Genomic DNA, 22,497 nt, shown 5'->3' with positions numbered 1-22,497 from the left:
ACTGTTTGAAAACCAAGCTCATCTGCCTCCTGCTGACATTCCCACTATGAATAAAGGAATATCTAAAGCAAAGCTAGACGATGAGCTTACCTTCGTATACATACATAGAACGTGGCTCCAACATCAGCTCCCCTCCCTGCTGATTGGGAATGGGCTTGAGCGGGGTGTCTATGAGTAGTTTCCAGTCGTACGTTTCGCAATAGGGCAGGCGCGCGGGTACTGTGACATGCGAGGCATTGAGCAGGACCAGCACTGCGCTCTCGCTCTTGATCGGCGGCACGAACTTTACTGCCATGGCTTTGTTGTGCGGATCACTCCATTGCTCATTGCTCATGGGTTCACCGTTGACATTGAACCAGGCCACATCTGAATTGCCATGCTCATTGAGCTTGCCGGTGACAAACTCGGCGCGTGAGATGGCGCTATGGCTTTTGCGTAGCTCAGCCAGCCGGCCTACTAAGTCGATCAGGGTATCATCGCTATGTTCCCAGTCTGTCCAGCCCAGTGGGTTGTCCTGACAATAGGTATTGTTGTTGCCTTGCTGGCTGTTGTTGAGCTCATCGCCCGCGAGCAGCATGGGAATGCCTTGTGACAGGAACAGGGTAGTGAGAAAGTTGCGTTTTTGCTGCGCGCGCAATGCCAATATATCTTCCTGATCGGTCTCCCCTTCATGGCCGCAGTTCCAGCTACGATTATCATTGGCACCGTCTTGGTTGTCCTCGCCATTGGCCTCATTGTGCTTTTCGTTGTACGAAACCAGGTCGTGCAGCGTGAAGCCGTCATGTGCGGTAATGAAGTTAACGCTGGACCAAGGACGCCGGTGCTGTTCGTTGAATAGGTCGCTGGAAGCGGCAAAGCGGCTGGCAAAGCGGGGCAGCATGCCATCGTGCCCGGCCCAGAACTCGCGCGTAACGTCGCGGTAATCGCCATTCCATTCGGAGAATCCCGGGGGAAAGGAGCCGAGCTGGAAACCGCCAGGGCCGACATCCCAGGGTTCGGCAATCAGTTTGCAACGTGTCAGTATTGGATCTTGCAACATAGCGTGAAGCAATGCGTGATCACGATTGAAGCCGTTTTCATTCCTGCCCAGCGTCAGGGCGAGGTCAAAGCGGAAGCCATCTATGCCATAGACCGAGGCCCACAGCCGCAAGCTGTCCATGATCATCTGCATGACCTTGGGGTGAGAGGTATTGAGCGCATTGCCGCAACCGGTCAAGTTGTCGTAGTAACGCGGGTTGCCGGGCAGTTCCTTGTAATAGCTGAGGTTGTCTATGCCTTTCCAGCACAGCGTAGGGCCCAGATGATTGCCCTCGCAAGTGTGGTTGTAGACCACGTCGAGTATTACCTCTATTCCGGCTTCGTGCAGGGCATCTACCGTTTTGGCAATTTCTTCCAGCGCACCCGAACTAAGATAGGATGGCTCGGGGGCAAAATAGGCCAGTGTGTTATAGCCCCAATAGTTGGATAGCTTGCGCTCCAGGAGATAGCGATCCTGGGTAAAAGCATGGATGGGCATGAGCTCAATGGCGGTAATGCCTATGCGTTGCAGGTGGCTGATGACGGCGGAGTCGCTCAGGGCCGCAAAGGTACCGCGGATATCGTCCTGGATCAGCGGGTGCTTCATCGTCAGGCCGCGGACATGGGCTTCGTAAATGATGGTCTTGGGCCAGCGGATGTCGGGCTTGGCGGACTTGACCAGGATATCGGAGCCGACCACGATGGCCTTGGGCATGAATTTGGCGCTATCGCGCTCATCCATATGCAGGTCTGCATCTGGATCGTCACTGATGGTATAACCATACAGCGCATCATCCCATTGGATACTCCCCGAAAGCTTGCGCGCATATGGGTCCAGCAACAGCTTGTTGGCATTGAACCTCAAGCCCTCAAGAGGCGCCCATGTACCGTCCACCCGGTAACCATAGTGTTGACCAGGCTTTATGCCTTCAAGATAGCCATGCCAGACGCCATTGGTGCACTCCTTGAGTACAATCCGCTCGGTTTCCGATTCGCCATGCTGGTCAAACAGGCACAGCGTGACACTGCGAGCATGATCAGAAAACAGCGCAAAGTTCGTTCCTTTGCCATCAAAATGGGCACCACGGGGATAAGGCCTGCCTTCTTTGAGAATGCTCATGATGTCGTCACCTGGTTACTATGCTTTCAATTTAGATAAAGTAGCTCATCCGTACTATCAGCGGTTTAACCGTCCTGGTGTCAGAAATTCTTTACATTGGTCGACGCTGAATTATTTTTGCATGTCCCAATAATGCGTTGCAGATACGCCCTCTCATCGCTCCACTATTCTCTGCTAAAGTCCCAACTGGTTTTCCTGATCATATTGAAGCCAGACTGAGTACTTTGGCACAGCTTACAATTTCACGGAATTTCTGGTGTCAGGAGTTGATGAAGCGGCATCCTGGATATGCACAGTGGTAACTGGCAATGCAAACTTAACTCCAAGGCGTTGAAATTCATGCATCAAATATAGATTGATCGCTTGCTGCGTGTCCATATACAAATTGAAATCACTGGAATTAATAAAATAGACCACTTCAAAATCCAACGAGCTCGAGCCAAACTCCTTAAAATGAGCCCTATCAAATCGGGTAACCTTAGGCTCTTCAATTGCAGCCTGCACAACTTTTGGCAGCTCCCTTAATGTCTCCGGAGGCGTATCGTAAGTTACTCCAAATTTAAACACCACTCGTCGTTCAGACATGCGCTTGTAATTGTGAATGGTATTTTTTAGAAGCTCGGTATTGCTGCAAACAATTTGCTCACCACTGATACTTCTAATATGTGTGGTTTTTAGCCCAATCCTTTCAATGCTTCCTGCAACTTCTCCAAATACAATAAAATCACCTATGACAAAAGGCTTGTCTAATCCAATTGCAAGAGAAGCAAACAGGTCGCTCAGAATATTCTGAACAGCTAACGCAACCGCAACCCCTCCCACCCCCAGGCTAGCCACAAAAGCAGTAATATTCACACCTATATTTGAAAGCACAGCCAATATAACGATCGACCAGACAGTGATCTTCAGAATCCAGCTCAGCATAGATGTGATAACGGGATTCGGGACTGAGTTCTCCTTTTCCAGCAGCTGCATCCTGGACCAAATCGTGATGCCCTTACTCAGCCATATCGCGATCTGAACACCAATGACGAGAAATGTTAAATTAGTTAGCCTGACTTCCCATTTAAGAGGAATATCCAGGAATTTTAGACCGATCAACAAAGCAATGAAAACCAAAGTCAACTTTTGTGTACTTTGCAGAACATCAACAAATATATCATTGAATTTACTATTACTTTTCAATGTAATTTTTGATAGTTTTTTGATAATAATCTGAAAAATGTTGACCAATATCAGATATACAAAAATCGTGATAATCGCTACCATCACCCATGCATTCGAAAGTAGTTCTGATAAAGAATTATTTTCCAATAAACCACCCATCCAATCCTCCTGTTCCTGACATACAGCAAGAAATATTGCGAACAATCACCTCGTGTACTTTTATCCTACCCCATAAATTCCACAATTTTAACCTTAACTATATTCTCCATTCAGATTCGTTCCTTCCTGATTCTAATGTGAATAGAAATTCAATAAGGCGAACTCCTATTTTTATGTCAGAGATAATTAACAAAAACATTCCCATCAAGTTAAAACACCTGCATATTGTGGAACAGCGCTTCATCAATAAAATTCCAACAACTTACATTTAATTACATTGAGTCATTTTTTAAAATTTATTTGAAACTTAATTTCTAAAATTCCTACCAACAGATAAATATTTTCCTGCCAACTGCTACACAAATTCACAAAAAAAGGAAACTTGCAGTGCACAACTACCAAGGATTTTTCCTTTATCCGGGATTATTGCTAACCAGTCTTTTTGCAGCTTCCTGTAGCCAGGATAGTGATCAAGCAGCCCCTGCAAGCACAGCCTCCGAAACAGAAGCTGCAAGTTATCCGCATAACAAGTCGAAACCTCCATCCTGGTTACAGGCAGAAGAAGACGGACAATGGACCATGCCCGCCAAGAATTACGCCAGCACCCGATACAGCGGCCTGGAGCAGATCAACCGCGACAACGTGAAGGACCTGAAGCTGGCCTGGACATTCTCGACCGGCCTCACGCCTGGGCATGAAGCAGCACCGGTGTTCGTGGACGATACCTTGTACGTGGTCACGCCTTACCCGAACACGGTGTATGCACTATCACTCGACGGCAGCAAGAAATGGGAATACAAACCCGACACGCACCAGGAATCCCAGGGGATGGCATGCTGCGACGTAGTGAACCGCGGCCTGGTCCATGTGGATGGCAAGCTGTTCTTCAATACCCTGGACAACCATGCCATTGCCCTGGACGCAGCCACGGGCAAGGAGCTGTGGAAAACCAGGGTCGGCGACCTCAAGCGCGGGGAAACCATGACCATGGCGCCGCTGGTGGTCAAAGGAAAAATGCTGGTCGGCAATAGCGGCGGCGAGATGGGCGTGCGCGGTTGGCTGAAGGCATTGGATACCGAGACGGGCGAGCTGCTCTGGACTGCCTACAGCACCGGCCCGGACAAGGAGGTATTGATCGGCGAGGATTTCAAGCCATTTTACCCGCAGGACCAAGGGCAAGACCTCGGTGCCAGCAGTTGGCCGCCGGAAATGTGGAAAATCGGCGGGGGAACGGTATGGGGCTGGCTCTCGTACGACCCGGAACTGGACCTAGTCTATTACGGTACAGGCAACCCCGGCCCGTGGAACCCGGATTTCCGGCCTGGCGACAACAAGTGGACCCTGACGGTGTTCGCGCGCCGTCCGGACGACGGCAGCGCCATCTGGGCCTACCAGATAGAACCGCACGACCTGTATGACTATGACGGCGTTAACGAAAGCCTGCTGCTCGACCTGCCCGTCAACGGCGAACAACGCAAGGTGCTGGTCAGGCCGGAACGCAACGGCCATGTCTATGTCATGGACCGCGCCAGCGGCGAGGTGCTGTCCGCCAACACTTATGTGCCGGTCAACGTCACGGAAGGCGTCGACCTCAAGACTGGCCATTTGCGCAAAGTAAAGGACAAGCAGCCCGGCACCAACAAGACCGTGCACAACATCTGCCCTGCCGCCCCGGGCGGCAAGGATTGGCAGCCGTCCGCCTACTCGCCTAGGACTGGGCTCATCTACATGCCGCACAACAACCTCTGCATGGACATGCACGGCACACAGGCCAACTATATCGCAGGGACACCTTATGTGGGCTCGGATGTAAAGATGTTTGCAGGCCCGGGCGGGCACCGTGGCGTCTACACGGCCTGGGATCCGGTCGCAGGCGGCAAGGTATGGAGCATTGAGGAAAGCTTCCCGGTCTGGAGCGGCACGGTGGCGACCGCTGGCGACATCGTGTTCTACGGCACTATGGACCGCTGGTTCAAGGCTGTGGACGCCAAGACCGGCAAGCTGCTTTGGAAATACCGCGTCGGGTCAGGCATTGTCGGACAACCAGTCACCTTTAAGGACAAGAACGGCAAGCAGTACGTGGCCATCTTCTCGGGCGTGGGCGGCTGGTCCGGTGCCATTGTCTCCGGCGGCCTCGATGCTCGCGACGGCACGGCTGCCCTGGGGTTTGCCAACGCCATGAAGGACCTGCCGCAACACACCGACAAGGGAGGGCAATTGTATGTTTTCTCCCTTTAGCAAACTTGCTGCGGGCCTTGTCCTCCTGCTACTGTTGAGCGGCTGCGAGGATCAGGCCGCCCTGCGCAATGCAGAAAACCCACCCTCGCCGCCCGCGGCCAGGATGACGGAGTTCGGCCCCGGCACCGAGGATGCTGCCGTCAAGCAGCACCCTTACATGAACAACCGCCATGCGATCAACGAGGGCAAGCGGCTCTATAGCTGGTTCAACTGTGTCGGATGCCATGCCAACGGCGGTGGCGGCATGGGCCCGCCGCTCATTGACAAACACTGGATATATGGCAGCGAACCCCAACATATTTTCGCCTCCATCATGGAGGGGCGTCCCAACGGCATGCCTGCCTTCCACGGAAAAATCCCCGAACAGGAGGCATGGAAGATTGTCGCCTATGTACGCTCGCTAGGCGGCCTGGACAAGGACCTGCCCGCTGGCGCCAGCAGCAGGCCGTTGCAAGACCAGGCGGAATCAGACCTGCGTGAGGGCGAAACTCAATGAGCCCGCCGCAGAAAAACGCTATATCGCCAAAATCCATACTGCCAGGCATTGTTGCAGCAATCATCTGGCTCGTATCTGCTTTTTCCCCGGCGTATGCGAGCCAATCCGCTCTAGAGCCCGGAGGTCCGCTGGCAGCGGCGATTGCCAACCTGTTCTGGGGTATGGTGGTCATTGGCGGCATCATCCTTTTCATTGTGTTGGCCATGCTGGCCGTGGCATTACTGAGGGCAAGGAATAAAACCGAGTCCAAGCCCCTGACCTTTACGCAGAGCCGCAACCTGGTCTTTATCTCGGGGGTTGTGATCCCTGCCTTGATATTGACCGTCTTCGTCATCTCCAGCGCAGCGGTCAACCGTGAGATCGTCGCGCCCATGCCGAAAAATGCCCTGACCATCAAGGTCACGGGCCACCAATGGTGGTGGGAAGTCGATTACCTCGACACAGAAGGCAATCACATCGCGAAAACCGCCAACGAGATACGCATTCCCGTCGGCAAGCCCGTGCGCATCGCGCTTGAGGCCAGCGACGTCATCCATAGTTTCTGGATTCCGCAATTGAACGGCAAGACGGACATGGTGCCGGGCAAAAGCAACCTGACCTGGGTCAAGGCAGACCGACCTGGAAGCTATCGCGGCCAGTGCACCGAGTTCTGCGGCAAGCAGCACGCGAAGATGGCCTTTATCGTCGATGCCGTGCCTGAAGAGGATTTCGAAGCATGGCTGCAGCGGCAGGCGCAGCCAGCGCGCGAACCTGTCACCGAAACTGAGAACAAGGGCAGGCAGGTGTTCCTGCGCTCAAGCTGCGCCATGTGCCACGCAATCCGCGGCACTAGCGCCCTCGCCAGCGTTGCGCCGGACCTGACGCATATCGGCTCGCGCAAAACATTGGCGGCGGGCTCGCTGGAAAACATGCCCGGAACGCTGTCTTCCTGGATTCTTTCCCCGCAGAGCTTCAAGCCCGGCAGCCACATGCCGGCGACCGTGCTCGTGGGAGAGGACCTTGGCAACCTTGTCGAATACTTGCTCAGCCTGGAGTAGCGGAATGACCGATTTAGCATCTATTCACCACGACGAGGAAACGCAGCAACTAGAGCGCACCTGGTCGTCCCCGCCTGGGTTCTTCGCCTGGTTCACCCATGTCAACCAGACCAATATCGGCATGCGCTTCATCGTCACCGGGTTCGTCTTCTTTATCCTGGGCGTGATATTGGCGCTGTTGATGCGCCTGCAGCTTGCGGTGCCCGATAACGACTTCATGGACCCGGAAACCTATAACCAGGTATTCTCCATGCACGGCATCACGATGATGTTCCTGTTCGCGATCCCGGTCATGGAAGGCTTCGCGGTCTACATCATTCCCCTCATGCTGGGCACGCGCGACATGACGTTCCCGCGGCTCAACGCCTTCGGCTACTACATCTACCTCATCGCCGGCGTCATGATGTACGCTGCGCTGCTGCTGAAAATCGCGCCCGACGCGGGCTGGTTCAGCTATCCCCCGCTTGCCGGCGCCGGCTTCTCGCCCGGCCTGGGGCTGGATTTCTACACGACGGTGATCACCTTCATGGAAATCTCGGCGCTGGTGGCGGCGATCGAGATCATTGCCACCATATTCAAGTGCAAGGTGCCCGGCATGTCGCTCAACCGCATGCCGATCTTCGTCTGGGCCATGCTGGTAATGTCCTTCATGATCGTATTCGCCCTGCCACCGTTGGTGATCGCGAGCCTGATGCTCGCGCTGGACCGCATGGCCGGCATGCATTTCTTTACCGCGGCCTCGGGCGACCCTATCCTGTGGCAGCATCTGTTCTGGTTCTTCGGCCACCCCGAGGTCTACATCATCTTCATCCCGGCCCTGGGCATGATCTCCAGCATCATCATCACCTTCACCCAGCGGCCCATCTTCGGCTACATCCCCATCGTGCTCTCGATCGTCGCCATCGGTTTCATCGGCTTCGGACTCTGGGTACACCACATGTTCACGGCGGGTCTGCCCCAGCTCGGCTCCAACTTCTTCACGGCATCCAGCGCCATGATCGCCATCCCGAGCGGCGTGCAGATATTCTGCTGGATCGCCACGCTCTGGGGCAGCAAACCCAAGCTGGACACGCCTTTGCTGCACGTGCTGGGCTTTTTCCTCATTTTCATCATCGGCGGACTCAGCGGCGTGATGGTGGCTTCGGTGCCGTTCGACATGCAGGCGCATGACACCTATTTCGTCGTCGCACACTTTCACTATGTATTGATTGGCGGCGCGGTGTTCCCTCTGCTTGGCGGGCTGTACTACTGGTATCCCAAGTTTACCGGCCGCATGATGAACGAGCGCCTCGGCAAGATTGGTTTCTGGGTCACCTTCGCGGGCTTTAACCTCACCTTCTTCCCGATGCACAAGCTCGGGTTGGACGGCATGCCCAGGCGCGTCTACACCTATCTCGACGGCCTCGGCTGGAACGAGGCCAACCTCTTCATCAGCATCAGTTCCGCCGTGCTTGCGCTGGGCTTCCTGCTGACCTTGGCCAATGCATTAATCAGCCTCAAGCGCGGCAAAACCGCCGGGGACAATCCATGGAATGCGGACACTCTGGAATGGGCCACCAGCTCCCCTCCTCCTTCGTACAATTTCCGCCACATCAGGATCGTGGACAGCCGCTACCCGTTATGGTCGGGCACCGGCGGACTCGAGCAGAACCCGGTGGTCACCGGCATCCGCAGCGACCGGCGCGAAATCCTGCTCACCTCTATTCTCGAGTCGCACCCGGAAGCGCGGCAGCCGCTGCCCGGCCCGTCGCCCTGGCCTTTCTGGCTCGCGATTGCCACCGCCCTCACCTTTGCCGGCCTGATGGTACATATGGCCATCCCCCTGCTGGGCTTTCTGCTTTGCTTTATTGCCATTACCGGCTGGATATGGCCTAAACAACTGGGAGCGGCAAAATGAGCCTGCATGCCGATATCGACGCCAGCAAACTGCCGGATTTCAGCTATGAATTCAGGTCCCCGTTGTGGTGGGGCATCGTCGGGCTCATGACAGTGGAAGGCACGGTGGTCGCCACCCTGATCGCGAGCTTCTTCTACCTGCAAGGCAACCATGCCGCTTGGCCGCCCGCAGGCACCAGCCCGCCGGAACTGCTGCTGCCCACCTTGTCCACCGTGGTCCTGCTCGCCAGCATGGTGCCGGTCTACCTCACCGACAAGGCCTTCAAGCGCGGTGACCCCAAGCCGCTGGCATGGATGCCGCTGGTGAGCATCGCCCTGGCGCTGGTGTTCCTCGGGATCAAGGCCTATGAGTATGCCAGCCATGTCGATTTCCGTTGGGACACCCATGCCTACGGTTCGATAGTATGGCTCATGATCGGCTTTCATAGCGCTCACGTCATTGCGGTGATTTTAAAAACGCTGGTGATTCTTTACCTTGCGCGCAGGCGTTACTTCACGCCGGAAAAAAGGATCGCCGTCACCGTGAACGGGCTCTATTGGTATTTCGTCGCGGCGGCCTGGATACCGCTTTACCTGACCATTTACCTGGGCTCCCGTATCTGGAGCTGAGGCGTTGACTGAACAAAGGAATCATCAGCATGCGTGACCCGATCAAAATCGCGGAACACAATCCCAGCTTTGCACTAGCATTGCTCTGGATATGCATCTTGGCGGGGCCCGTCAGTTGGAGCCTGCAGTTGAGCGTAGCTTATCCCATCCTTGACTGGTCCTGCCGGGAAGAGCAATTGATCCCGGTGCATATCGCGACCCTCGTGGCTTTTTTGCTCAGCGCAACAAGCGCCTACCTGAGCTGGCACAACCTGCAACTGCACAAGACCCTGGCCCGCATCAACGAGAACCCGCAATCGCACAAGCGCGGCAGCGAGAGCGAAAGCGAAATGCCGCCACGGCAATTCATGGCATTGGCAGGCTTCATGCTCAGCCTGTTCTTCCTGTTGGTGATCGTGATCCAGTGGTTGCCCGTCCTGGTGCTGGATCCATGCATATGAAGCGGCTTGTCGTCTTCATTGCCTGCCTCCATGCCGCACAGGCGTGGGCCCACCCGATTGGCGGCCACCATCATGCCAATCCCTGGCTGCAACTGCTACAGGATTACTGGGTGGCGCTCCCGGTCGGGCTGGCGCTTGTCCTCTACCTCGCCGGCCTCTACCGCATGATGCGCAAGGCAGGCAGGCCGACCAACTACGCGCCCATGCGCGTCAAGGCGCTCCTGCTTGCCTGGGCCACGCTCGTGGCGGCCTTGTTTTCCCCCGTGGATACCTTGGGCAATGCCTATTTCTCCATGCACATGGTGCAGCATGAGTTGTTGATGATCATCGCCGCGCCGCTTTTCGTCATTGCCCGGCCCCTTTCGATATGGGCATGGGCTTTCCCCGGCGCGGCGGCAAAAGTCGGCAAGGTGACTTCCAGTAGCAGTTTCTCGCGCTTCTGGCGAATGCTGACTAACCCGCTCTGCGCATGGACAATACATGCAGGAGTGCTCTGGGGATGGCATATCCCGGAATTTTTCGAGGCCGCATTGCATTACCCGCTGGTGCATGACCTCCAGCACCTCAGCTTCTTTTTTTCCGCATTGCTGTTCTGGTGGTCGCTCATGAGCCAGAGCAGCACGCGCAGCCCAGCCGTATCGGGCCTGGTTTCTCTGTTCACCACCGCGCTTCATACCGCCTTGCTCGGCGCCCTGCTGACATTCTCGAGCAGAGTCTGGTACCACAGCTACATTGTGCCGGCAGGCAGCCTGGAACTGGCCTTGCAGGACCAGCAGCTGGGCGGGCTCATCATGTGGATCCCGGGCGGACTTGCCTACCTAGTGGTAGCGCTGGCGATCTGCTATCGCCTGCTCAGCATGGAAAGCAGGAGCCGGCCTGCAACAAAACAGGCCAGCGGATGACTGACAGCCTGTTTTAAATAAGCGAAATTAACCAGCACGACCTATTCTTTACCAACCACCGAGGAGAAGTATCATGCATGTCACAATAGAACAAGCCAGGAACATTATCGAGCAGGCCACGCGCAAGGCCGAGGCCATTGGCGTGAAAAGCTGTATCGCAGTGCTCGACTCGGGCGCCAACCTCAAGGCGTTTTCGCGCATGGATGACGCCTGGGTAGGCAGCATCGACGTCGCGGTCAAGAAAGCCAAGACCGCCTGCTTTTTCGCCATGCCTTCCGGCGAAATCGGCAAATTGTCGCAACCCGGCCAACCCCTGTACGGCATAGAACATTCCAACCAGGGCCTTATCACCTTTCCAGGTGGATTGCCTATCGTGGACGACGAGGGAGTATTGGTGGGTGCCATTGGTGTCAGCGGCGACACGGTAGAGAATGACCATATTGTTGCCAAGGCCGGTGCGGAGGCGGCCGGCAGTTGCGACCTGCCTAAGCACCCATGGCGGACTTGAACGTCAACACCCGCAAGCGCCAGTCAGGCGCCTGCGGGCCGGTTGTACACAAATAGCGGAGGGGTATTGGCCTTAACGGCGCTCTTGCCCTGAACGGGGCTGATCGCTGCGCTGATCATTGTGATGGCGTTTGATATTGGGATCTGCCTGCTGGTCAGTCGCATTTTCCACAGCTTTCTGTTTTCCATCCGTACTCGCCTTTTTTTCCTGTCCCTTGTGGGTATTGGCGTCATCTAGTGCGCGCGGGTTGATTTCCTCGGCATAGGCCGGCGCCAGGCCAAGGCCGAGACTCAAGGCAATCGTGCATAATACGGATTTCATGGTGTGTTCCTTTCAGATGAATGAAAGGTCAGCCTAACCGACGGTTTCAATACAGAATGTAGGTCATATGCTGAAACATCTCTGGAATATATCGCCTGGCTTTGTCTGAAAACCCAACGGCCACAAATACGGAAAAACCCAAGCCGAGCAAGGGATCAACACCGTACCAGCTGGCTTCAAACTTGGGGGATTATCTTGCCTGAAACAACGACTTGGCCTTTTCTGTAATGCGGTGATGCTGGTCTATCGCAGGCAGGATCAGTTCCTGCGCAACAAGGAAGTCGCGCAAGCCATCGGCAATTTCTGCCGCGTGCCCTTGCTGTTCGGCTTCACGCACTTTATCCAGTGCTTTCCATTGTAGGCGTGTCAATTCATTAGCTTGCATAGTTCTTCTCCAAATTTGCCGCAATCAATGCGGGCTTGATAATGAATCCACTTGGCGGCAAGGCCGGGATGCTGCCGAGATTCAACTGCAAATCCTGTTCCGGCACCGTGTACTCCAACTCATGCACCAGCACCTGGGTGATGGTTTTCATAAGTGCAATCGTCACCCACTCGCCCGGACAACGGTGATGATAGTCATAAGTAGCGCCGCCGTTGGCGATCAATCCAAAACTGTTGCCATCCCAACTTTTAAAGCGTTCCGGCATAAACTGGTCCGGATATTGCCAAAGACTGGGATCTCGATGCGTACCATAAATATCCAACAGCACACGTTGTCCTTGCTTGAAATCGATGCCCTCCCAATGGAAATCATGACTCACTATTGCAGCAAGAAAGGGAAAGAAAGGATAAAAGCGCCTGACTTCGAGCACGAACCAATCCAGATAATGTGCATCGCCCTGCTGCAGCTTCTGCCTACAGGCGGGAAACTCATGCAATGCCATAGCGCTCAATACAGCAAGTTGCGCGACTGCGACCGTGGGACGCAATATATTGATCAACTCCACGGCCGCGATATGCTGTGGCAGTAGTTTTCCCTGTTCATCATGATGCCAGGCCACCGCCTGCAATATGCTGCTTGCTTCTTCCCGTTTGCCATAGTGGCGAATATCCTCGATCAGTTGACCGATCCAGCGCTCGCAGGACTTGCGTGCCTTTCTACCTCGCCAATGGTGTAGCCCCAGCCTTGCGCCACTGTCTATCATGTAGCCGAACTCGCGTGCCCGCCAGCTAAGGTCTCTCTCCGCCAGAGGCACGCCCGCCCAGGCACAAACACTTTTGCATAGCAGCCTTTGTGCTTCTTGAAACAGCACAATCTGCCTGGCCGGACTCCACTGTTGTATTGCTTCGCGCCAATACTCGTGATGCAAAACGACAAGCTGGCTGATATGGTCATGGGACATCAATTCACGGATAAACATCTGTTTACGGTGACGATGCGCCTGGCCATCCAACCCCTGCACGCCCCCTATTCCCACTAATGTTTTTTGCGCACGCGCTGGCATTGCGCCTGCCCGCAGAAATTTATCGTTATCGTAAAAAAGCCGGGCCGCGGCTTCACCTTTCATGCAGATAGTTGGCTGCAGTAGCAAGCGGGTCTTGAAGGCATTTACTCCAAGCGTATCGCAAGTATTGCCAATAAAGGTATATCCCTTTTTCCAGAGCGCATAGCTGCTTTCGAGCGGAGGGCTAGTCGCGCCACTAGTCATGAATACTCCATTGGTAAGATTCAAGATGGATAGGCAAACAATTGAGCGCGATTGTTAAACATACTCATCATGACAAATACAGGAACTTGTCGGATTCTCATGTAAGAGGACATTACCGTGCCATGTATGGACCGTGCCATGCATACACAATGTAATGGAATTCTTACAACGCTATCAGCAAAGGGCGGATGAACCTATATTCCGTACTTTGGCTAGCATGGGATATGTTTTTCCCCGTCCGACATGAGAGATATAGGTGACTGACTCATCCGGTTTTTACTCGGCAGGTATGGACATGCTGTCTTAACCACGTAACTAAAAGGAGTTTCTAATGCGTGCCCTTACATACCATGGTAGTAAAGATGTCCGGATCGAAACAGTGCCCGACCCTATCCTGCAAGCACCTGACGATGTCATCATCCGCGTAACTTCTACTGCCATTTGTGGATCGGACTTGCACCTTTACCGCGGCAAAATTCCGCAGTTGCACGATGGCGATATCCTTGGGCATGAATTCATGGGGATTGTCGAAGATACGGGCCAAGCTGTCACCCAGGTGAAAAAAGGCGACCGCGTGATTATTCCTTTCGTGATTGCATGCGGTCACTGCTATTTTTGCGACCAGCAGCAATTCGCCGCCTGTGAAACCACCAATCCCGGCACTGGTGCCAGCCTGAACAAGAAAAGCGGTACGCCGCCTGCAGCCTTGTTTGGCTATAGCCACCTATATGGCGGCATTCCTGGCGGGCAGGCCGAGCTGGTACGCGTGCCGCAAGGTAATGTAGGGCCTTTCAAGATCAATGGCAGCCTGGCAGACGAGCAGGTGTTGTTTCTGACCGACATCCTGCCTACAGGTTATCAGGCCGTACTCAATGCAGATATCGGGGCAGGCAGCAGCGTCGCCATTTTCGGTGCTGGTCCGGTCGGGCTGATGGCCGCCGCCTGTGCCCGCATGCTCGGAGCCGAGACTATTTTCATGATTGATGACCTGCAATACCGGTTGGATTTCGCCCAGGCCCAATACAATACGATCAGCATCAATCTGGACGAAATCGAAGACCCAGCCGAGTACATTCTGGAACATACTGCGCACCGCGGCGTGGACGCCTCAATCGACGCCGTGGGATTTGAGGCCAAAGGCAGCGTGGTGGAAACCGCCCTGACGACGTTGAAGCTGGAAACCAGCAGCGGCAAAGTGATCCGCCAATGTATTGCCGCCACCAGGCGTGGCGGCACAGTCAGTATCCCCGGCGTATATGCAGGCTTTATCCACGGCTTCCTTCTTGGGGATGCCTTCGACAAAGGTTTGACGTTTAAGATGGGCCAGACCCATGTGCACCGCTTCCTGCCTGAACTGCTGGAATTCATTGAAAACGGCGACCTGCATCCTGCCGATATCATCACCCATCGCATGTCGTTGGAAGATGCGCCGTTGGGCTACCGCATTTTCAATGATGCGGAAGAAAGCTGCCGCAAGGTTGTGCTGACGCCAGGCCTGCATTGACTTCCGAATACCGCCTTGTCTTCCATTACATTATAGAAAGAAGCAATCATGGCAAACATAAGCGAGTTCAAGACATCTTCCCCCCTGCATCTCGCTGAAGACATTCCTGAAGGCCAGGGGTTCGTGATCAAGCCTGTTGATGACTCTTTCGCCGCGCTGGAGGATTTTCAGAAAATCGTCGTGGCAGTCTTAGGGACTATAGGAAGCGATTATGGTATCGAAACCAACAGATCAGCCAATGGCATGATAGACAAGATAGTCTGCCGCCCGATTACCTATTAGGCACGGTTTACGCCTGCCGGTTGACGGCTGAGCTTCTGCCTGGCGAGGCCCAACGCAAAAGCGGCATATACAACAAGCAGCGACATGCGCGAGAGGCGCATTTCATATCCCGGCCTAAGACGGTGGGGCGTCAGGTGGTAATCGACAAAACACGCCAAGGCGGAGATGACAGCCGCATCGGCATATAACTGCACGGCATTGCCGACTGGCCGCGATTTGGTGGCATGCTCGTAGATGATGGCCCAGAAAGTGGCGGAGGCATGATGAATGCCGTAGCCGACCAGGGTATGGCGCAAGTCTGCCTTGTCGTGCCGGGCAGCGTCATCACCCCATATCCAGTGACTGATCGCATTGATAGGAGCCGCATATGCCTTATTTTCGAGTTTTCCTGCCATCGCCAGCGCCAATGCCGAACTTATGCTGGCATATGTCCCTGACCTCAACCCTCGCTTGCATAATACTGTCGGCATGAGGCGTCTCACTGTCTGGTTGAATAAGTTTGCTTCAAGCGTTTCGGGCTCTTTACATAGAGCCCTGGCACGGCACACAAGTTCAACACCGTCAGCACCTGACCTGTCACCCGTGGAAGCCAGAGCAACCAAGACTGTACTGGTACTGGGTGCAAACGGTTTTTTCGGGCGCCACCTCGTGCCGGCGCTGCGCCAGCAAGGTCATGATGTCATTGCCGGAGTGCGCAAGCTGCCTGCAGGCCATGATCCTGATGTGCGCTATATCGAGACCGATTTCACCCAGGGAAAAGAGACACGGGACTGGCTGCCGGTACTCGACGGTGTGGAGGTCGTGATCAATGCCGTAGGCTTGCTGCGCGAGCATGGCAGCCAGACATTCCGCACAGTGCACGAGCAGACTCCCATTGCCTTGTTCCAGGCATGTCAGCAGGCGGGAGTGGGGCTGGTTATCCAGTTTTCCGCACTGGGGGCGGACGAGGCCGCTGCCAACGCCTATCACCTGAGCAAGAAAGCCGCTGATGACGCACTCAGGGCCTTGGACATGCCAGCCTTCATATTGCAGCCTTCTCTGGTCTTCGGACCGGATGGTACCAGTGCACGCCTGTTCACGACACTTTCAAGCCTGCCGTTGCTGCCATTGCCAGGCGGAGGCGGCCAGTATGTACAACCGGTCCACATTCGTGATGTTGCCAGCCTGGTCCAGGCCCTGGTTCCGCTCAATCCAGCGGGGCCTATCACCATTCCTGTCGTCGGCCCGGAGGCTGTCACCATGCATGAATACTGCGCAGCCCTGCGGCGGCAGATGGAGCTTGGCCGACTTAGGATGCTCAGTGTGCATCGCGCGGTTACAGGGCTTGCAGCGCGTATAGGACAATGGCTGCCATCCAGCCTGCTTACACCGGATACATTGGCAATGCTGGAACGCGGCAACACCGCAGAGGCGGACAATATGCATTTTTTCCTCGGCCGGGATGCCACACCGGTCGAGTCATTCATCAGCCCGGCGGAGGCCGAAGGCTTTCGTGCGGTTGCGTTGCTGGGATGGCTGCTGCCCTTGCTCAGGTTCAGCATTGCATTGGTATGGATCGTCACCGGCGTACTGTCGCTGGGTATTTACCCGGTACAGGAGAGCTATGCGCTGCTGGCGCAGGTGGGGCTGACCGGCCTGGCAGCGAGCATTGCGCTTTATGGCGCGGCTTGCATGGACATCGCGCTGGGCATCGCCACCTTATTACTGCGCAAGCGCCGCCTGCTCTGGAAACTGCAAATTGCAGTCATCGTAGGCTATACCTTGATCCTGAGCTGGTTTGTCCCGGCTTTCTGGCTGCATCCTTTCGGCCCGTTGCTCAAGAACCTGCCTATGCTTGCCCTGATCTTCGCATTACTGAAGCTGGAGCGCGATGATGGACTACCTCACCGTTAAGTGGCTGCATATCGTCTCTTCCACCATATTGTTCGGCACCGGTATTGGGTCGGCCTTCTATATGCTTGCCACCAGCCTGTCTGCCGATGCAAGAACGACTGCCAATGTAGTGCGACTGGTCGTATTGGCCGACTGGATATTCACGACGCCCGCCATCATCTTGCAGCCTCTCACCGGCTTCTACCTGATCCATCTCGCCGGGTATCCCCTTACGCAGGGCTGGATTGCCTGGTCCATCGCGCTTTACCTGCTCGCGGGTGCCTGCTGGTTGCCGGTAGTATGGCTGCAGATCCGTATGCACAGGATGGCAGCCCAGGCAGCAGACGGCCATCAGCGGTTACCTGCGCTTTACTGGCGCTACCTGCGCTATTGGATACTGCTGGGCATTCCGGCATTCATTTCCTTGTTATGCGTGTTCTACCTGATGACGGTAAAGCCGCTTAATACTGTGATTATTTAATATCCCTCCTACCCATTAATCCTTTCGACAGCAAAAACAGGTATGGTCTCATGAAGCCTGCCTTCCCTGCTTCTTAGATTGACCATTCCGATTCACTAAAACCGGGTTCTTCGATACGCAAAGGAGAACGTCATGTTCTCCCACAATAAGCATTTGCAATAAGACGCCATGGCGCGGGGTCCAATCCTGAGGCTAGTCCGCTGATCGATGCCGGATTGGTATGGGAAAACACTACTGCCCACGTAACACAGCAACCAACCATCAGCTCTTCCGAGAAGCCTTCTGCACGAGGCTTTCGCCTACCTTTCTCCATCAGCCCATTGGCAAGATGTTGTTTTATCCGACATTGCTTTCGGAAAAGCGAGGACTGGCAGCGGTACAGGTTCACCTTTATAAAGTCATTTCATTGAGTATGGTTTTTACCCATCAACAGGAACTGGAATGCTTGCCAATTCGTTTGTCATCATCTTGCTTAGCCTTGCAGTGGGAATCCCTCCCTTAATCTTCTTGTTCATGGCCCTGACCTCCGGACAATTCGACCATGTCGACGCAATGGCTGACTCCATTTTCGAGGCGGACGAGATGCGTTACTTCCGTCCTTGGGAAAACCGCAAGCAGGCCCAGCAACGGCTAGAGCAGCATGGAGGGTTATTAAACAATCCCAATCGTGAATGGGAGCGCTGGCTATGACAGAAACCGTTGCCTCGCCGCGCACGCAGCAGGACAGTACACTGGAACACAGCAAGATCAGGGTAAGCGCGGATGAAGTCGCCGCCTATGACCACTCCGGCAGGCAACCGGTACTACTTGGCTTCTTTATCGCCGTAGTATGGCTGCTGGTGGGTACAGTGCTGGGGGATATCAGCAGTTTCAAGTTCGATCGTCCCGACCTTCTCTCCGAGCAAGCCTACCTCACGTTCGGCCGTATCCGGCCCGCCCATCTCAACGTCATGGTTTACGGCTGGGCCTCCACCGCGATGTTCTCGATTTCGCTCTGGTTGATGCCCAGGCTCTGCCGCACCCGACTGCGTTGGGCTACAGCCGCCACAGCCGGCATCCTTATCTGGACCTTGGGACTGGCGGTAGGCACCGTGCTATTGATCGCCGGTTATAGCGATGGCCTTGAATGGCTGGAACTGGACGGCCAATGGGCAGACCCCTTACTGGTGGCGGGTGCAGCGCTTGTGGGTGCCTCGATTTGGCGGACACTGGCAGCACGCCGGGTACATCATTTGTATGTTTCGGTTTGGTATGTCGCAGCTTCTTACCCTTGGTTTCTCATCATCTTCATTGCGGGCAATTTGCCTATCTACCAAGGCGTGGAGTCTGCCGCGGTCAACTGGTTCTATGCCCACAATGCCCTCGGATTATGGCTCACCACCATCAACCTCGGGCTGATTTATTACTTGCTGCCCAAGATCATCGGCCGCCCGATCTACTCATACTGGCTGTCGCTGGTCGGGTTCTGGGGCCTGGCCCTGTTTTATGCGCTCAACGGCATGCATCACCTGATCGGCGGGCCGCTGCCATCATGGATGATCGCCACCTCGATCACCGCCAGCATCATGATGATCATCCCAGTGGTCGCCGTGGGCATCAATCAGCACATGACGGTGGTCGGCCGCTTTGGCGCCATGCGCTATTCGCCTGCGCTGACGTTGGCGGTGATCGCCGCCATGTCCTATACCGCAGTATCGCTGCAAGGCATTCTCACGGCGCTGGTCAGCGTCAACCGCATCACCCACTTCACGCATTGGACTATTGCCCATTCACACCTCGGGCTTTACATGTTCGTGACGCTGTCCCTGTTCGGCGGCATGTATTACATCCTGCCGCGCGTGCTGAAAAAGGAATGGCCGAGCACGCGGCTGGTACGCGCGCATATTCTGCTTGTGGGCGGCGGCATGATACTTTATGTGGTGGCGCTGGGTATAGGCGGAGTATTGCAGGGCTTGAGCCTGCTTGCGCCAAGCGAAGGCTTCGAGGTGTCCGTGACAAGCACGCGGCCGTGGCTGCTTATGCGCAGCGTTGCCGCTGTCATCATTTCAGCCGGCCATATCGTTTTTGCCTACCATGCCTACCTGCTGGCTTTCACGCACCGTGGCAGCTTGACGCGCCAACCGCCTTTCTTTGAACTCAAGCCCGTGCTTGTGAAAAAGAGGGCGCCATGACCCGCTTGCTCGTATTGATCATGGGGGCAATGGCGACCGTGATATTCGCCCTGGTTGTCCTGGTGATCCTGCCCAAGAGCATGCTGTCACAGTTGCAGGCGCCACCGCAGCTCAAGCCGCCGAGCGAGCAGGAACTTGCCGGGCGCAGCCTCTATATCAGCAACGGCTGCATCTATTGCCATACCCAGCAGGTCCGCGATCCCAGCTTTACCGCCGACATCAGCAAGGGCCTAGGGTCGAGGCCTTCCGTGCCGGAGGATTACATTCATGATAAACCTCACCTCCTCGGCACCATGCGCACCGGGCCTGACCTTTTCAACGTAGGCGCGCGCCTGCCGGACCGCAATTGGCACTTGCTGCACCTATACCAGCCGCGTGCATTGGTGCCCTGGTCCATCATGCCTGCCTTTCCTTTCCTGTTCCGGCATAAGCCCAAGGCGGATCCGGGCGACAAGGTGCTGGAGGTACCCAAGCCTTTTGCGCCCGGCAATGGCGTAGTGGTAGTCAGTGAAGAGGCTGAGGCCCTGGTGGACTATCTCATCAGCTTGCGGCACGACTATCCCGCCCCCTCCAATGAAGATCAAAAGGAAGTGCAGCCATGAATGATGAGACTCGTCAGCACGACCAACCTATCCAGTCGGAGAAAAACGAAGTATCCACCCTGGCCTTGCATGACGAAGCCATGCACGAAACTGCAGAACCTTTCGAAGATACGATCAAGGGGCCTACCTGGTTTTATATTTTTGTCGTGTTGGCTTTGGTAGTCGGCGCCTTCTATCTTGGCCGGCATATGGGCAGGCTGGATAATGCCGCGCATATCGGCTTTCTCCATGACGGTGGCTCCAAGGATCAAGCCCAGGAAAATACCCAGGCTTCGACAGTGTCCGGCGCATCTGTTTTCGGCAGCCGCTGCGCCAGTTGCCATCAGGCCAACGGCCAGGGCGTTCCGGGCGCATTTCCGCCGCTGGCAGGTGCGGAATATGTGCTGGGGGACCCTGAAGTGCTGGTGCGCATCGTGCTGCACGGGCTGCAAGGAGAAATCAAGGTGGCCGGGCAAACCTACAACGGCATCATGCCGCCCTGGGAATCGCAACTGGGGGATGAGGAAATTGCAGCGGTCATCAACCACATACGCACCGAGTTGGGCGAAAACCAGGCAGACAAGATAGATGCAGCCCTGGTAAAGAAAATCCGGGAACAGACCAAGGATCGGCAAACGCCCTGGACGGCTTCCGAGCTGGAGGCGCTGGGAACATGAAACCGCATGCAAAACTCAAGGAATCCCTCACCGTCTCGGGATTTTTCACGGATCAGCGCCAAGTGGATAACGTTCTGTCGGATTGCCTGCGGCTGGGCATACCGCGCGACCTGATCGATGTCGCCCTGTCGGAAGAAGCTGCTGCAAAATTCCCCGCCCTCAAGGCAAGAAAAAATACCGACAGCTGGTTTGCCTGGACCGGCAAGGGCGCATTGGCCGGTTTGCTGATCAGCTCTGCGCTGACCTTGGTCATTATCCTGCTTGCAGGATATGAGGTGACAAACTCATTGGCGCTGGTGCAGTTGTTAGGGCCGGATATCGGCATTATCGTGGGGGCAGCGCTCGGGGCATTGTATGGCTGGCTGCGCGAGAGCGATACCAATACGCTGATGCAGCGTGCCACGCAACGGAACGACGCAATGCTACTGCTGGTGTATCTGCAACCGCCGGAGGAAGCCGCACGTATCGCGCGGATATTCACCCTCCATGGCGGAGAGGAAATCGCTTCCGACCAGGCACCGCTCACCCTGGCAGAAGCTGGGTAAGCAACGCGGTGAACAAGAGCAGCGTGAGGGCAAAAAAGAATTCCAGGCTCAGGCCGTTATCATAACGTGCCATGCTGAAACCGGGCCGCTGCAGCAAACGTCTCAAGAACCACGCGCAAACCGCCACTGCCGTTACGGCAGCCAGCTTGAGTATAAGCATGGCCGCATATGTCAAAACTAGCCCGCCCTCCTCCATGTATTGCAGCACGGCTCTTGTTAGTCCGCTGGCCAAGGTTACTGCAAACAAAGGCAAGGCCACGCTGGAAAAGAAACTGAACTCAACAGGAGAAATCCATTCACTGCCAGAAAGCCTGAACACCAGCATAAGGGTCAACCCACCTAACCACAGCAATGCACAGGCCATATGTACAAGATCAATCCAGAACACCCAGTGCATCATGCCCAACTCTCCGGCATGTGAAGCAAACACCAATGCCCCCAGCATGACCAGCGCGCATATCCAGCCCAGCCGCTGCCCTGGATTTACAGCCGCGAGCAATAAAAAAAGCCAGTACACCAGCCAGGCCCGCCCGAAGGCGCTATGTATCAGGAGTTCGGCCATATCCCCAATGCCGGCGACAGCCATCGCCTCTGCATTGAAGTAATCCTCTCCATTCGACGCAGCACTGTTGAGAGCGAGCAGCAAAGCAATTGTGCCGAGCGCGAGTGCACTCCAACGGAAATAACCCTCCCAGACCAGCGGCCGCCGAAAACGCAATTCCCATAACCCAATGCCGCCGATCATAGCCAAGGCCATATACGCCCCTGCCCGCGCCAGCGCGCCATCAAGCAAGTGGACATGGTCAAATAAGAATGGCATGC

Annotated in this window: 24 protein-coding genes; 17 read left to right on the top strand and 7 right to left on the bottom strand. The window is 55.3% G+C overall.

Annotation, left to right across the window (positions count from 1 at the left end):
- Positions 1 to 73: 73 nt before the first annotated feature.
- The gene (glgX, locus tag LG198_RS12155; protein ID WP_230343450.1) at positions 74 to 2,137 is read right to left on the bottom strand and encodes a glycogen debranching protein GlgX; all 2,064 of its coding nucleotides are present in this window, start codon (positions 2,135 to 2,137) and stop codon (positions 74 to 76) included.
- A 234-nt stretch (positions 2,138 to 2,371) separates the two neighbouring features.
- Positions 2,372 to 3,463, bottom strand: coding sequence for a mechanosensitive ion channel family protein (locus LG198_RS12150; RefSeq protein ID WP_230343449.1), 1,092 nt, complete (start codon positions 3,461 to 3,463; stop codon positions 2,372 to 2,374).
- Between the two features lie 387 nt (positions 3,464 to 3,850).
- On the opposite strand from LG198_RS12150, the gene LG198_RS12145 reads away from it, so the two are divergent.
- From LG198_RS12145 to LG198_RS12110, 8 genes are all read left to right on the top strand, one after another.
- Positions 3,851 to 5,701 (top strand): methanol/ethanol family PQQ-dependent dehydrogenase, encoded by a 1,851-nt coding sequence (locus LG198_RS12145; RefSeq protein WP_230343448.1) that lies wholly within the window; start codon positions 3,851 to 3,853, stop codon positions 5,699 to 5,701.
- Positions 5,685 to 6,197, top strand: coding sequence for a c-type cytochrome (locus tag LG198_RS12140; RefSeq protein WP_230343447.1), 513 nt, complete (start codon positions 5,685 to 5,687; stop codon positions 6,195 to 6,197). The genes LG198_RS12145 and LG198_RS12140 overlap by 17 nt, the downstream gene beginning before the upstream one ends.
- Positions 6,194 to 7,234 carry a cytochrome c oxidase subunit II gene (gene coxB / locus LG198_RS12135; protein WP_230343446.1) on the top strand — a complete coding sequence of 347 codons (1,041 nt, stop codon included), beginning with the start codon at positions 6,194 to 6,196 and terminating at the stop codon, positions 7,232 to 7,234. The genes LG198_RS12140 and coxB overlap by 4 nt, the downstream gene beginning before the upstream one ends.
- 4 nt (positions 7,235 to 7,238) lie before the next feature.
- Positions 7,239 to 9,131: a cytochrome c oxidase subunit I gene (ctaD, locus tag LG198_RS12130; RefSeq protein ID WP_230343445.1), complete on the top strand. Its 1,893-nt coding sequence runs from the start codon at positions 7,239 to 7,241 to the stop codon at positions 9,129 to 9,131.
- Positions 9,128 to 9,739, top strand: a complete 612-nt coding sequence (locus LG198_RS12125) for a cytochrome c oxidase subunit 3 (RefSeq protein WP_230343444.1) — start codon at positions 9,128 to 9,130, stop codon at positions 9,737 to 9,739. The genes ctaD and LG198_RS12125 overlap by 4 nt, the downstream gene beginning before the upstream one ends.
- 29 nt (positions 9,740 to 9,768) lie before the next feature.
- On the top strand, positions 9,769 to 10,179 hold the full coding sequence (locus tag LG198_RS12120; RefSeq protein WP_230343443.1) for a hypothetical protein: 411 nt from the start codon (positions 9,769 to 9,771) through the stop codon (positions 10,177 to 10,179).
- Positions 10,176 to 11,081, top strand: coding sequence for a cytochrome c oxidase assembly protein (locus LG198_RS12115; protein ID WP_230343442.1), 906 nt, complete (start codon positions 10,176 to 10,178; stop codon positions 11,079 to 11,081). Before LG198_RS12120 ends, LG198_RS12115 begins: the two co-directional genes overlap by 4 nt.
- Before the next feature lie 73 nt (positions 11,082 to 11,154).
- Positions 11,155 to 11,589, top strand: a complete 435-nt coding sequence (locus LG198_RS12110) for a GlcG/HbpS family heme-binding protein (RefSeq protein WP_230343441.1) — start codon at positions 11,155 to 11,157, stop codon at positions 11,587 to 11,589.
- Between the two features lie 72 nt (positions 11,590 to 11,661).
- Here LG198_RS12110 and LG198_RS12105 read toward each other — a convergent pair whose 3' ends face one another.
- The 3 genes from LG198_RS12105 to LG198_RS12095 all read right to left on the bottom strand — a co-directional run bounded on the left by LG198_RS12105 (position 11,662) and on the right by LG198_RS12095 (position 13,562).
- A complete protein-coding gene (locus tag LG198_RS12105) occupies positions 11,662 to 11,910 on the bottom strand; it encodes a hypothetical protein (RefSeq protein ID WP_230343440.1) in 249 nt (82 codons plus the stop codon).
- A gap of 190 nt (positions 11,911 to 12,100) precedes the next feature.
- Positions 12,101 to 12,295, bottom strand: coding sequence for a hypothetical protein (locus tag LG198_RS12100; protein ID WP_230343439.1), 195 nt, complete (start codon positions 12,293 to 12,295; stop codon positions 12,101 to 12,103).
- Positions 12,285 to 13,562 carry a cytochrome P450 gene (locus LG198_RS12095; protein WP_230343438.1) on the bottom strand — a complete coding sequence of 426 codons (1,278 nt, stop codon included), beginning with the start codon at positions 13,560 to 13,562 and terminating at the stop codon, positions 12,285 to 12,287. Before LG198_RS12095 ends, LG198_RS12100 begins: the two co-directional genes overlap by 11 nt.
- A 331-nt stretch (positions 13,563 to 13,893) precedes the next feature.
- Here LG198_RS12095 and LG198_RS12090 point away from each other — a divergent pair, with 331 nt between their 5' ends.
- Together LG198_RS12090 and LG198_RS12085 are read left to right on the top strand one after the other, a co-directional pair.
- Positions 13,894 to 15,066: a zinc-dependent alcohol dehydrogenase gene (locus LG198_RS12090; RefSeq protein ID WP_230343437.1), complete on the top strand. Its 1,173-nt coding sequence runs from the start codon at positions 13,894 to 13,896 to the stop codon at positions 15,064 to 15,066.
- Positions 15,067 to 15,114: 48 nt separating this feature from the next.
- On the top strand, positions 15,115 to 15,348 hold the full coding sequence (locus LG198_RS12085) for a hypothetical protein (protein ID WP_230343436.1): 234 nt from the start codon (positions 15,115 to 15,117) through the stop codon (positions 15,346 to 15,348).
- Here the strand turns inward: LG198_RS12085 and LG198_RS12080 are convergent.
- Positions 15,345 to 15,743, bottom strand: coding sequence for a hypothetical protein (locus tag LG198_RS12080; RefSeq protein ID WP_230343435.1), 399 nt, complete (start codon positions 15,741 to 15,743; stop codon positions 15,345 to 15,347). The two genes, LG198_RS12085 and LG198_RS12080, sit on opposite strands and share 4 nt — an antisense overlap.
- A gap of 187 nt (positions 15,744 to 15,930) precedes the next feature.
- On the opposite strand from LG198_RS12080, the gene LG198_RS12075 reads away from it, so the two are divergent.
- The 7 genes from LG198_RS12075 to LG198_RS12045 all read left to right on the top strand — a co-directional run bounded on the left by LG198_RS12075 (position 15,931) and on the right by LG198_RS12045 (position 21,675).
- Positions 15,931 to 17,241, top strand: a complete 1,311-nt coding sequence (locus LG198_RS12075) for an SDR family oxidoreductase (protein ID WP_230343434.1) — start codon at positions 15,931 to 15,933, stop codon at positions 17,239 to 17,241.
- Positions 17,219 to 17,701, top strand: coding sequence for a DUF2269 family protein (locus LG198_RS12070; RefSeq protein WP_230343433.1), 483 nt, complete (start codon positions 17,219 to 17,221; stop codon positions 17,699 to 17,701). Before LG198_RS12075 ends, LG198_RS12070 begins: the two co-directional genes overlap by 23 nt.
- 441 nt (positions 17,702 to 18,142) lie before the next feature.
- Positions 18,143 to 18,391, top strand: a complete 249-nt coding sequence (gene ccoS, locus LG198_RS12065) for a cbb3-type cytochrome oxidase assembly protein CcoS (RefSeq protein WP_230343432.1) — start codon at positions 18,143 to 18,145, stop codon at positions 18,389 to 18,391.
- Positions 18,388 to 19,872: a cbb3-type cytochrome c oxidase subunit I gene (locus LG198_RS12060; RefSeq protein ID WP_230343431.1), complete on the top strand. Its 1,485-nt coding sequence runs from the start codon at positions 18,388 to 18,390 to the stop codon at positions 19,870 to 19,872. The genes ccoS and LG198_RS12060 overlap by 4 nt, the downstream gene beginning before the upstream one ends.
- Positions 19,869 to 20,474, top strand: a complete 606-nt coding sequence (locus LG198_RS12055; RefSeq protein ID WP_230343430.1) for a cbb3-type cytochrome c oxidase subunit II — start codon at positions 19,869 to 19,871, stop codon at positions 20,472 to 20,474. Before LG198_RS12060 ends, LG198_RS12055 begins: the two co-directional genes overlap by 4 nt.
- A complete protein-coding gene (locus LG198_RS12050; RefSeq protein ID WP_230343429.1) occupies positions 20,471 to 21,130 on the top strand; it encodes a c-type cytochrome in 660 nt (219 codons plus the stop codon). Before LG198_RS12055 ends, LG198_RS12050 begins: the two co-directional genes overlap by 4 nt.
- Positions 21,127 to 21,675, top strand: a complete 549-nt coding sequence (locus LG198_RS12045; RefSeq protein ID WP_230343428.1) for a hypothetical protein — start codon at positions 21,127 to 21,129, stop codon at positions 21,673 to 21,675. Before LG198_RS12050 ends, LG198_RS12045 begins: the two co-directional genes overlap by 4 nt.
- Here the strand turns inward: LG198_RS12045 and LG198_RS12040 are convergent.
- The gene (locus LG198_RS12040; RefSeq protein WP_230343427.1) at positions 21,653 to 22,495 is read right to left on the bottom strand and encodes a CopD family protein; all 843 of its coding nucleotides are present in this window, start codon (positions 22,493 to 22,495) and stop codon (positions 21,653 to 21,655) included. The genes LG198_RS12045 and LG198_RS12040 overlap by 23 nt on opposite strands.
- Positions 22,496 to 22,497: the final 2 nt, after the last annotated feature.

The sequence above is a fragment of the Methylobacillus arboreus genome (genome assembly GCF_020532725.1).
GTDB classification, from domain to species: Bacteria; Pseudomonadota; Gammaproteobacteria; order Burkholderiales; family Methylophilaceae; genus Methylobacillus; species Methylobacillus arboreus.
Note: the sequence above shows the minus strand (reverse complement) of the source record. Positions and strands in the feature narration are given on the sequence as shown.

Excerpts from the sequence above, each read along its gene's own strand:
- glgX (WP_230343450.1), bottom strand. The coding sequence starts at position 2,137 with ATGAGCATTCTCAAAGAAGGCAGGCCTTATCCCCGTGGTGCCCATTTT.
- LG198_RS12150 (WP_230343449.1), bottom strand. The coding sequence starts at position 3,463 with ATGGGTGGTTTATTGGAAAATAATTCTTTATCAGAACTACTTTCGAAT.
- LG198_RS12085 (WP_230343436.1), top strand. The coding sequence starts at position 15,115 with ATGGCAAACATAAGCGAGTTCAAGACATCTTCCCCCCTGCATCTCGCT.
- LG198_RS12055 (WP_230343430.1), top strand. The coding sequence starts at position 19,869 with ATGACCCGCTTGCTCGTATTGATCATGGGGGCAATGGCGACCGTGATA.
- LG198_RS12090 (WP_230343437.1), top strand. The coding sequence starts at position 13,894 with ATGCGTGCCCTTACATACCATGGTAGTAAAGATGTCCGGATCGAAACA.
- LG198_RS12140 (WP_230343447.1), top strand. The coding sequence starts at position 5,685 with ATGTTTTCTCCCTTTAGCAAACTTGCTGCGGGCCTTGTCCTCCTGCTA.
- LG198_RS12070 (WP_230343433.1), top strand. The coding sequence starts at position 17,219 with ATGATGGACTACCTCACCGTTAAGTGGCTGCATATCGTCTCTTCCACC.
- LG198_RS12105 (WP_230343440.1), bottom strand. The coding sequence starts at position 11,910 with ATGAAATCCGTATTATGCACGATTGCCTTGAGTCTCGGCCTTGGCCTG.
- LG198_RS12110 (WP_230343441.1), top strand. The coding sequence starts at position 11,155 with ATGCATGTCACAATAGAACAAGCCAGGAACATTATCGAGCAGGCCACG.
- LG198_RS12095 (WP_230343438.1), bottom strand. The coding sequence starts at position 13,562 with ATGACTAGTGGCGCGACTAGCCCTCCGCTCGAAAGCAGCTATGCGCTC.
- coxB (WP_230343446.1), top strand. The coding sequence starts at position 6,194 with ATGAGCCCGCCGCAGAAAAACGCTATATCGCCAAAATCCATACTGCCA.
- ccoS (WP_230343432.1), top strand. The coding sequence starts at position 18,143 with ATGCTTGCCAATTCGTTTGTCATCATCTTGCTTAGCCTTGCAGTGGGA.
- LG198_RS12050 (WP_230343429.1), top strand. The coding sequence starts at position 20,471 with ATGAATGATGAGACTCGTCAGCACGACCAACCTATCCAGTCGGAGAAA.
- LG198_RS12125 (WP_230343444.1), top strand. The coding sequence starts at position 9,128 with ATGAGCCTGCATGCCGATATCGACGCCAGCAAACTGCCGGATTTCAGC.
- LG198_RS12115 (WP_230343442.1), top strand. The coding sequence starts at position 10,176 with ATGAAGCGGCTTGTCGTCTTCATTGCCTGCCTCCATGCCGCACAGGCG.
- LG198_RS12040 (WP_230343427.1), bottom strand. The coding sequence starts at position 22,495 with ATGCCATTCTTATTTGACCATGTCCACTTGCTTGATGGCGCGCTGGCG.
- LG198_RS12080 (WP_230343435.1), bottom strand. The coding sequence starts at position 15,743 with ATGGCAGGAAAACTCGAAAATAAGGCATATGCGGCTCCTATCAATGCG.
- ctaD (WP_230343445.1), top strand. The coding sequence starts at position 7,239 with ATGACCGATTTAGCATCTATTCACCACGACGAGGAAACGCAGCAACTA.
- LG198_RS12100 (WP_230343439.1), bottom strand. The coding sequence starts at position 12,295 with ATGCAAGCTAATGAATTGACACGCCTACAATGGAAAGCACTGGATAAA.
- LG198_RS12120 (WP_230343443.1), top strand. The coding sequence starts at position 9,769 with ATGCGTGACCCGATCAAAATCGCGGAACACAATCCCAGCTTTGCACTA.
- LG198_RS12060 (WP_230343431.1), top strand. The coding sequence starts at position 18,388 with ATGACAGAAACCGTTGCCTCGCCGCGCACGCAGCAGGACAGTACACTG.
- LG198_RS12045 (WP_230343428.1), top strand. The coding sequence starts at position 21,127 with ATGAAACCGCATGCAAAACTCAAGGAATCCCTCACCGTCTCGGGATTT.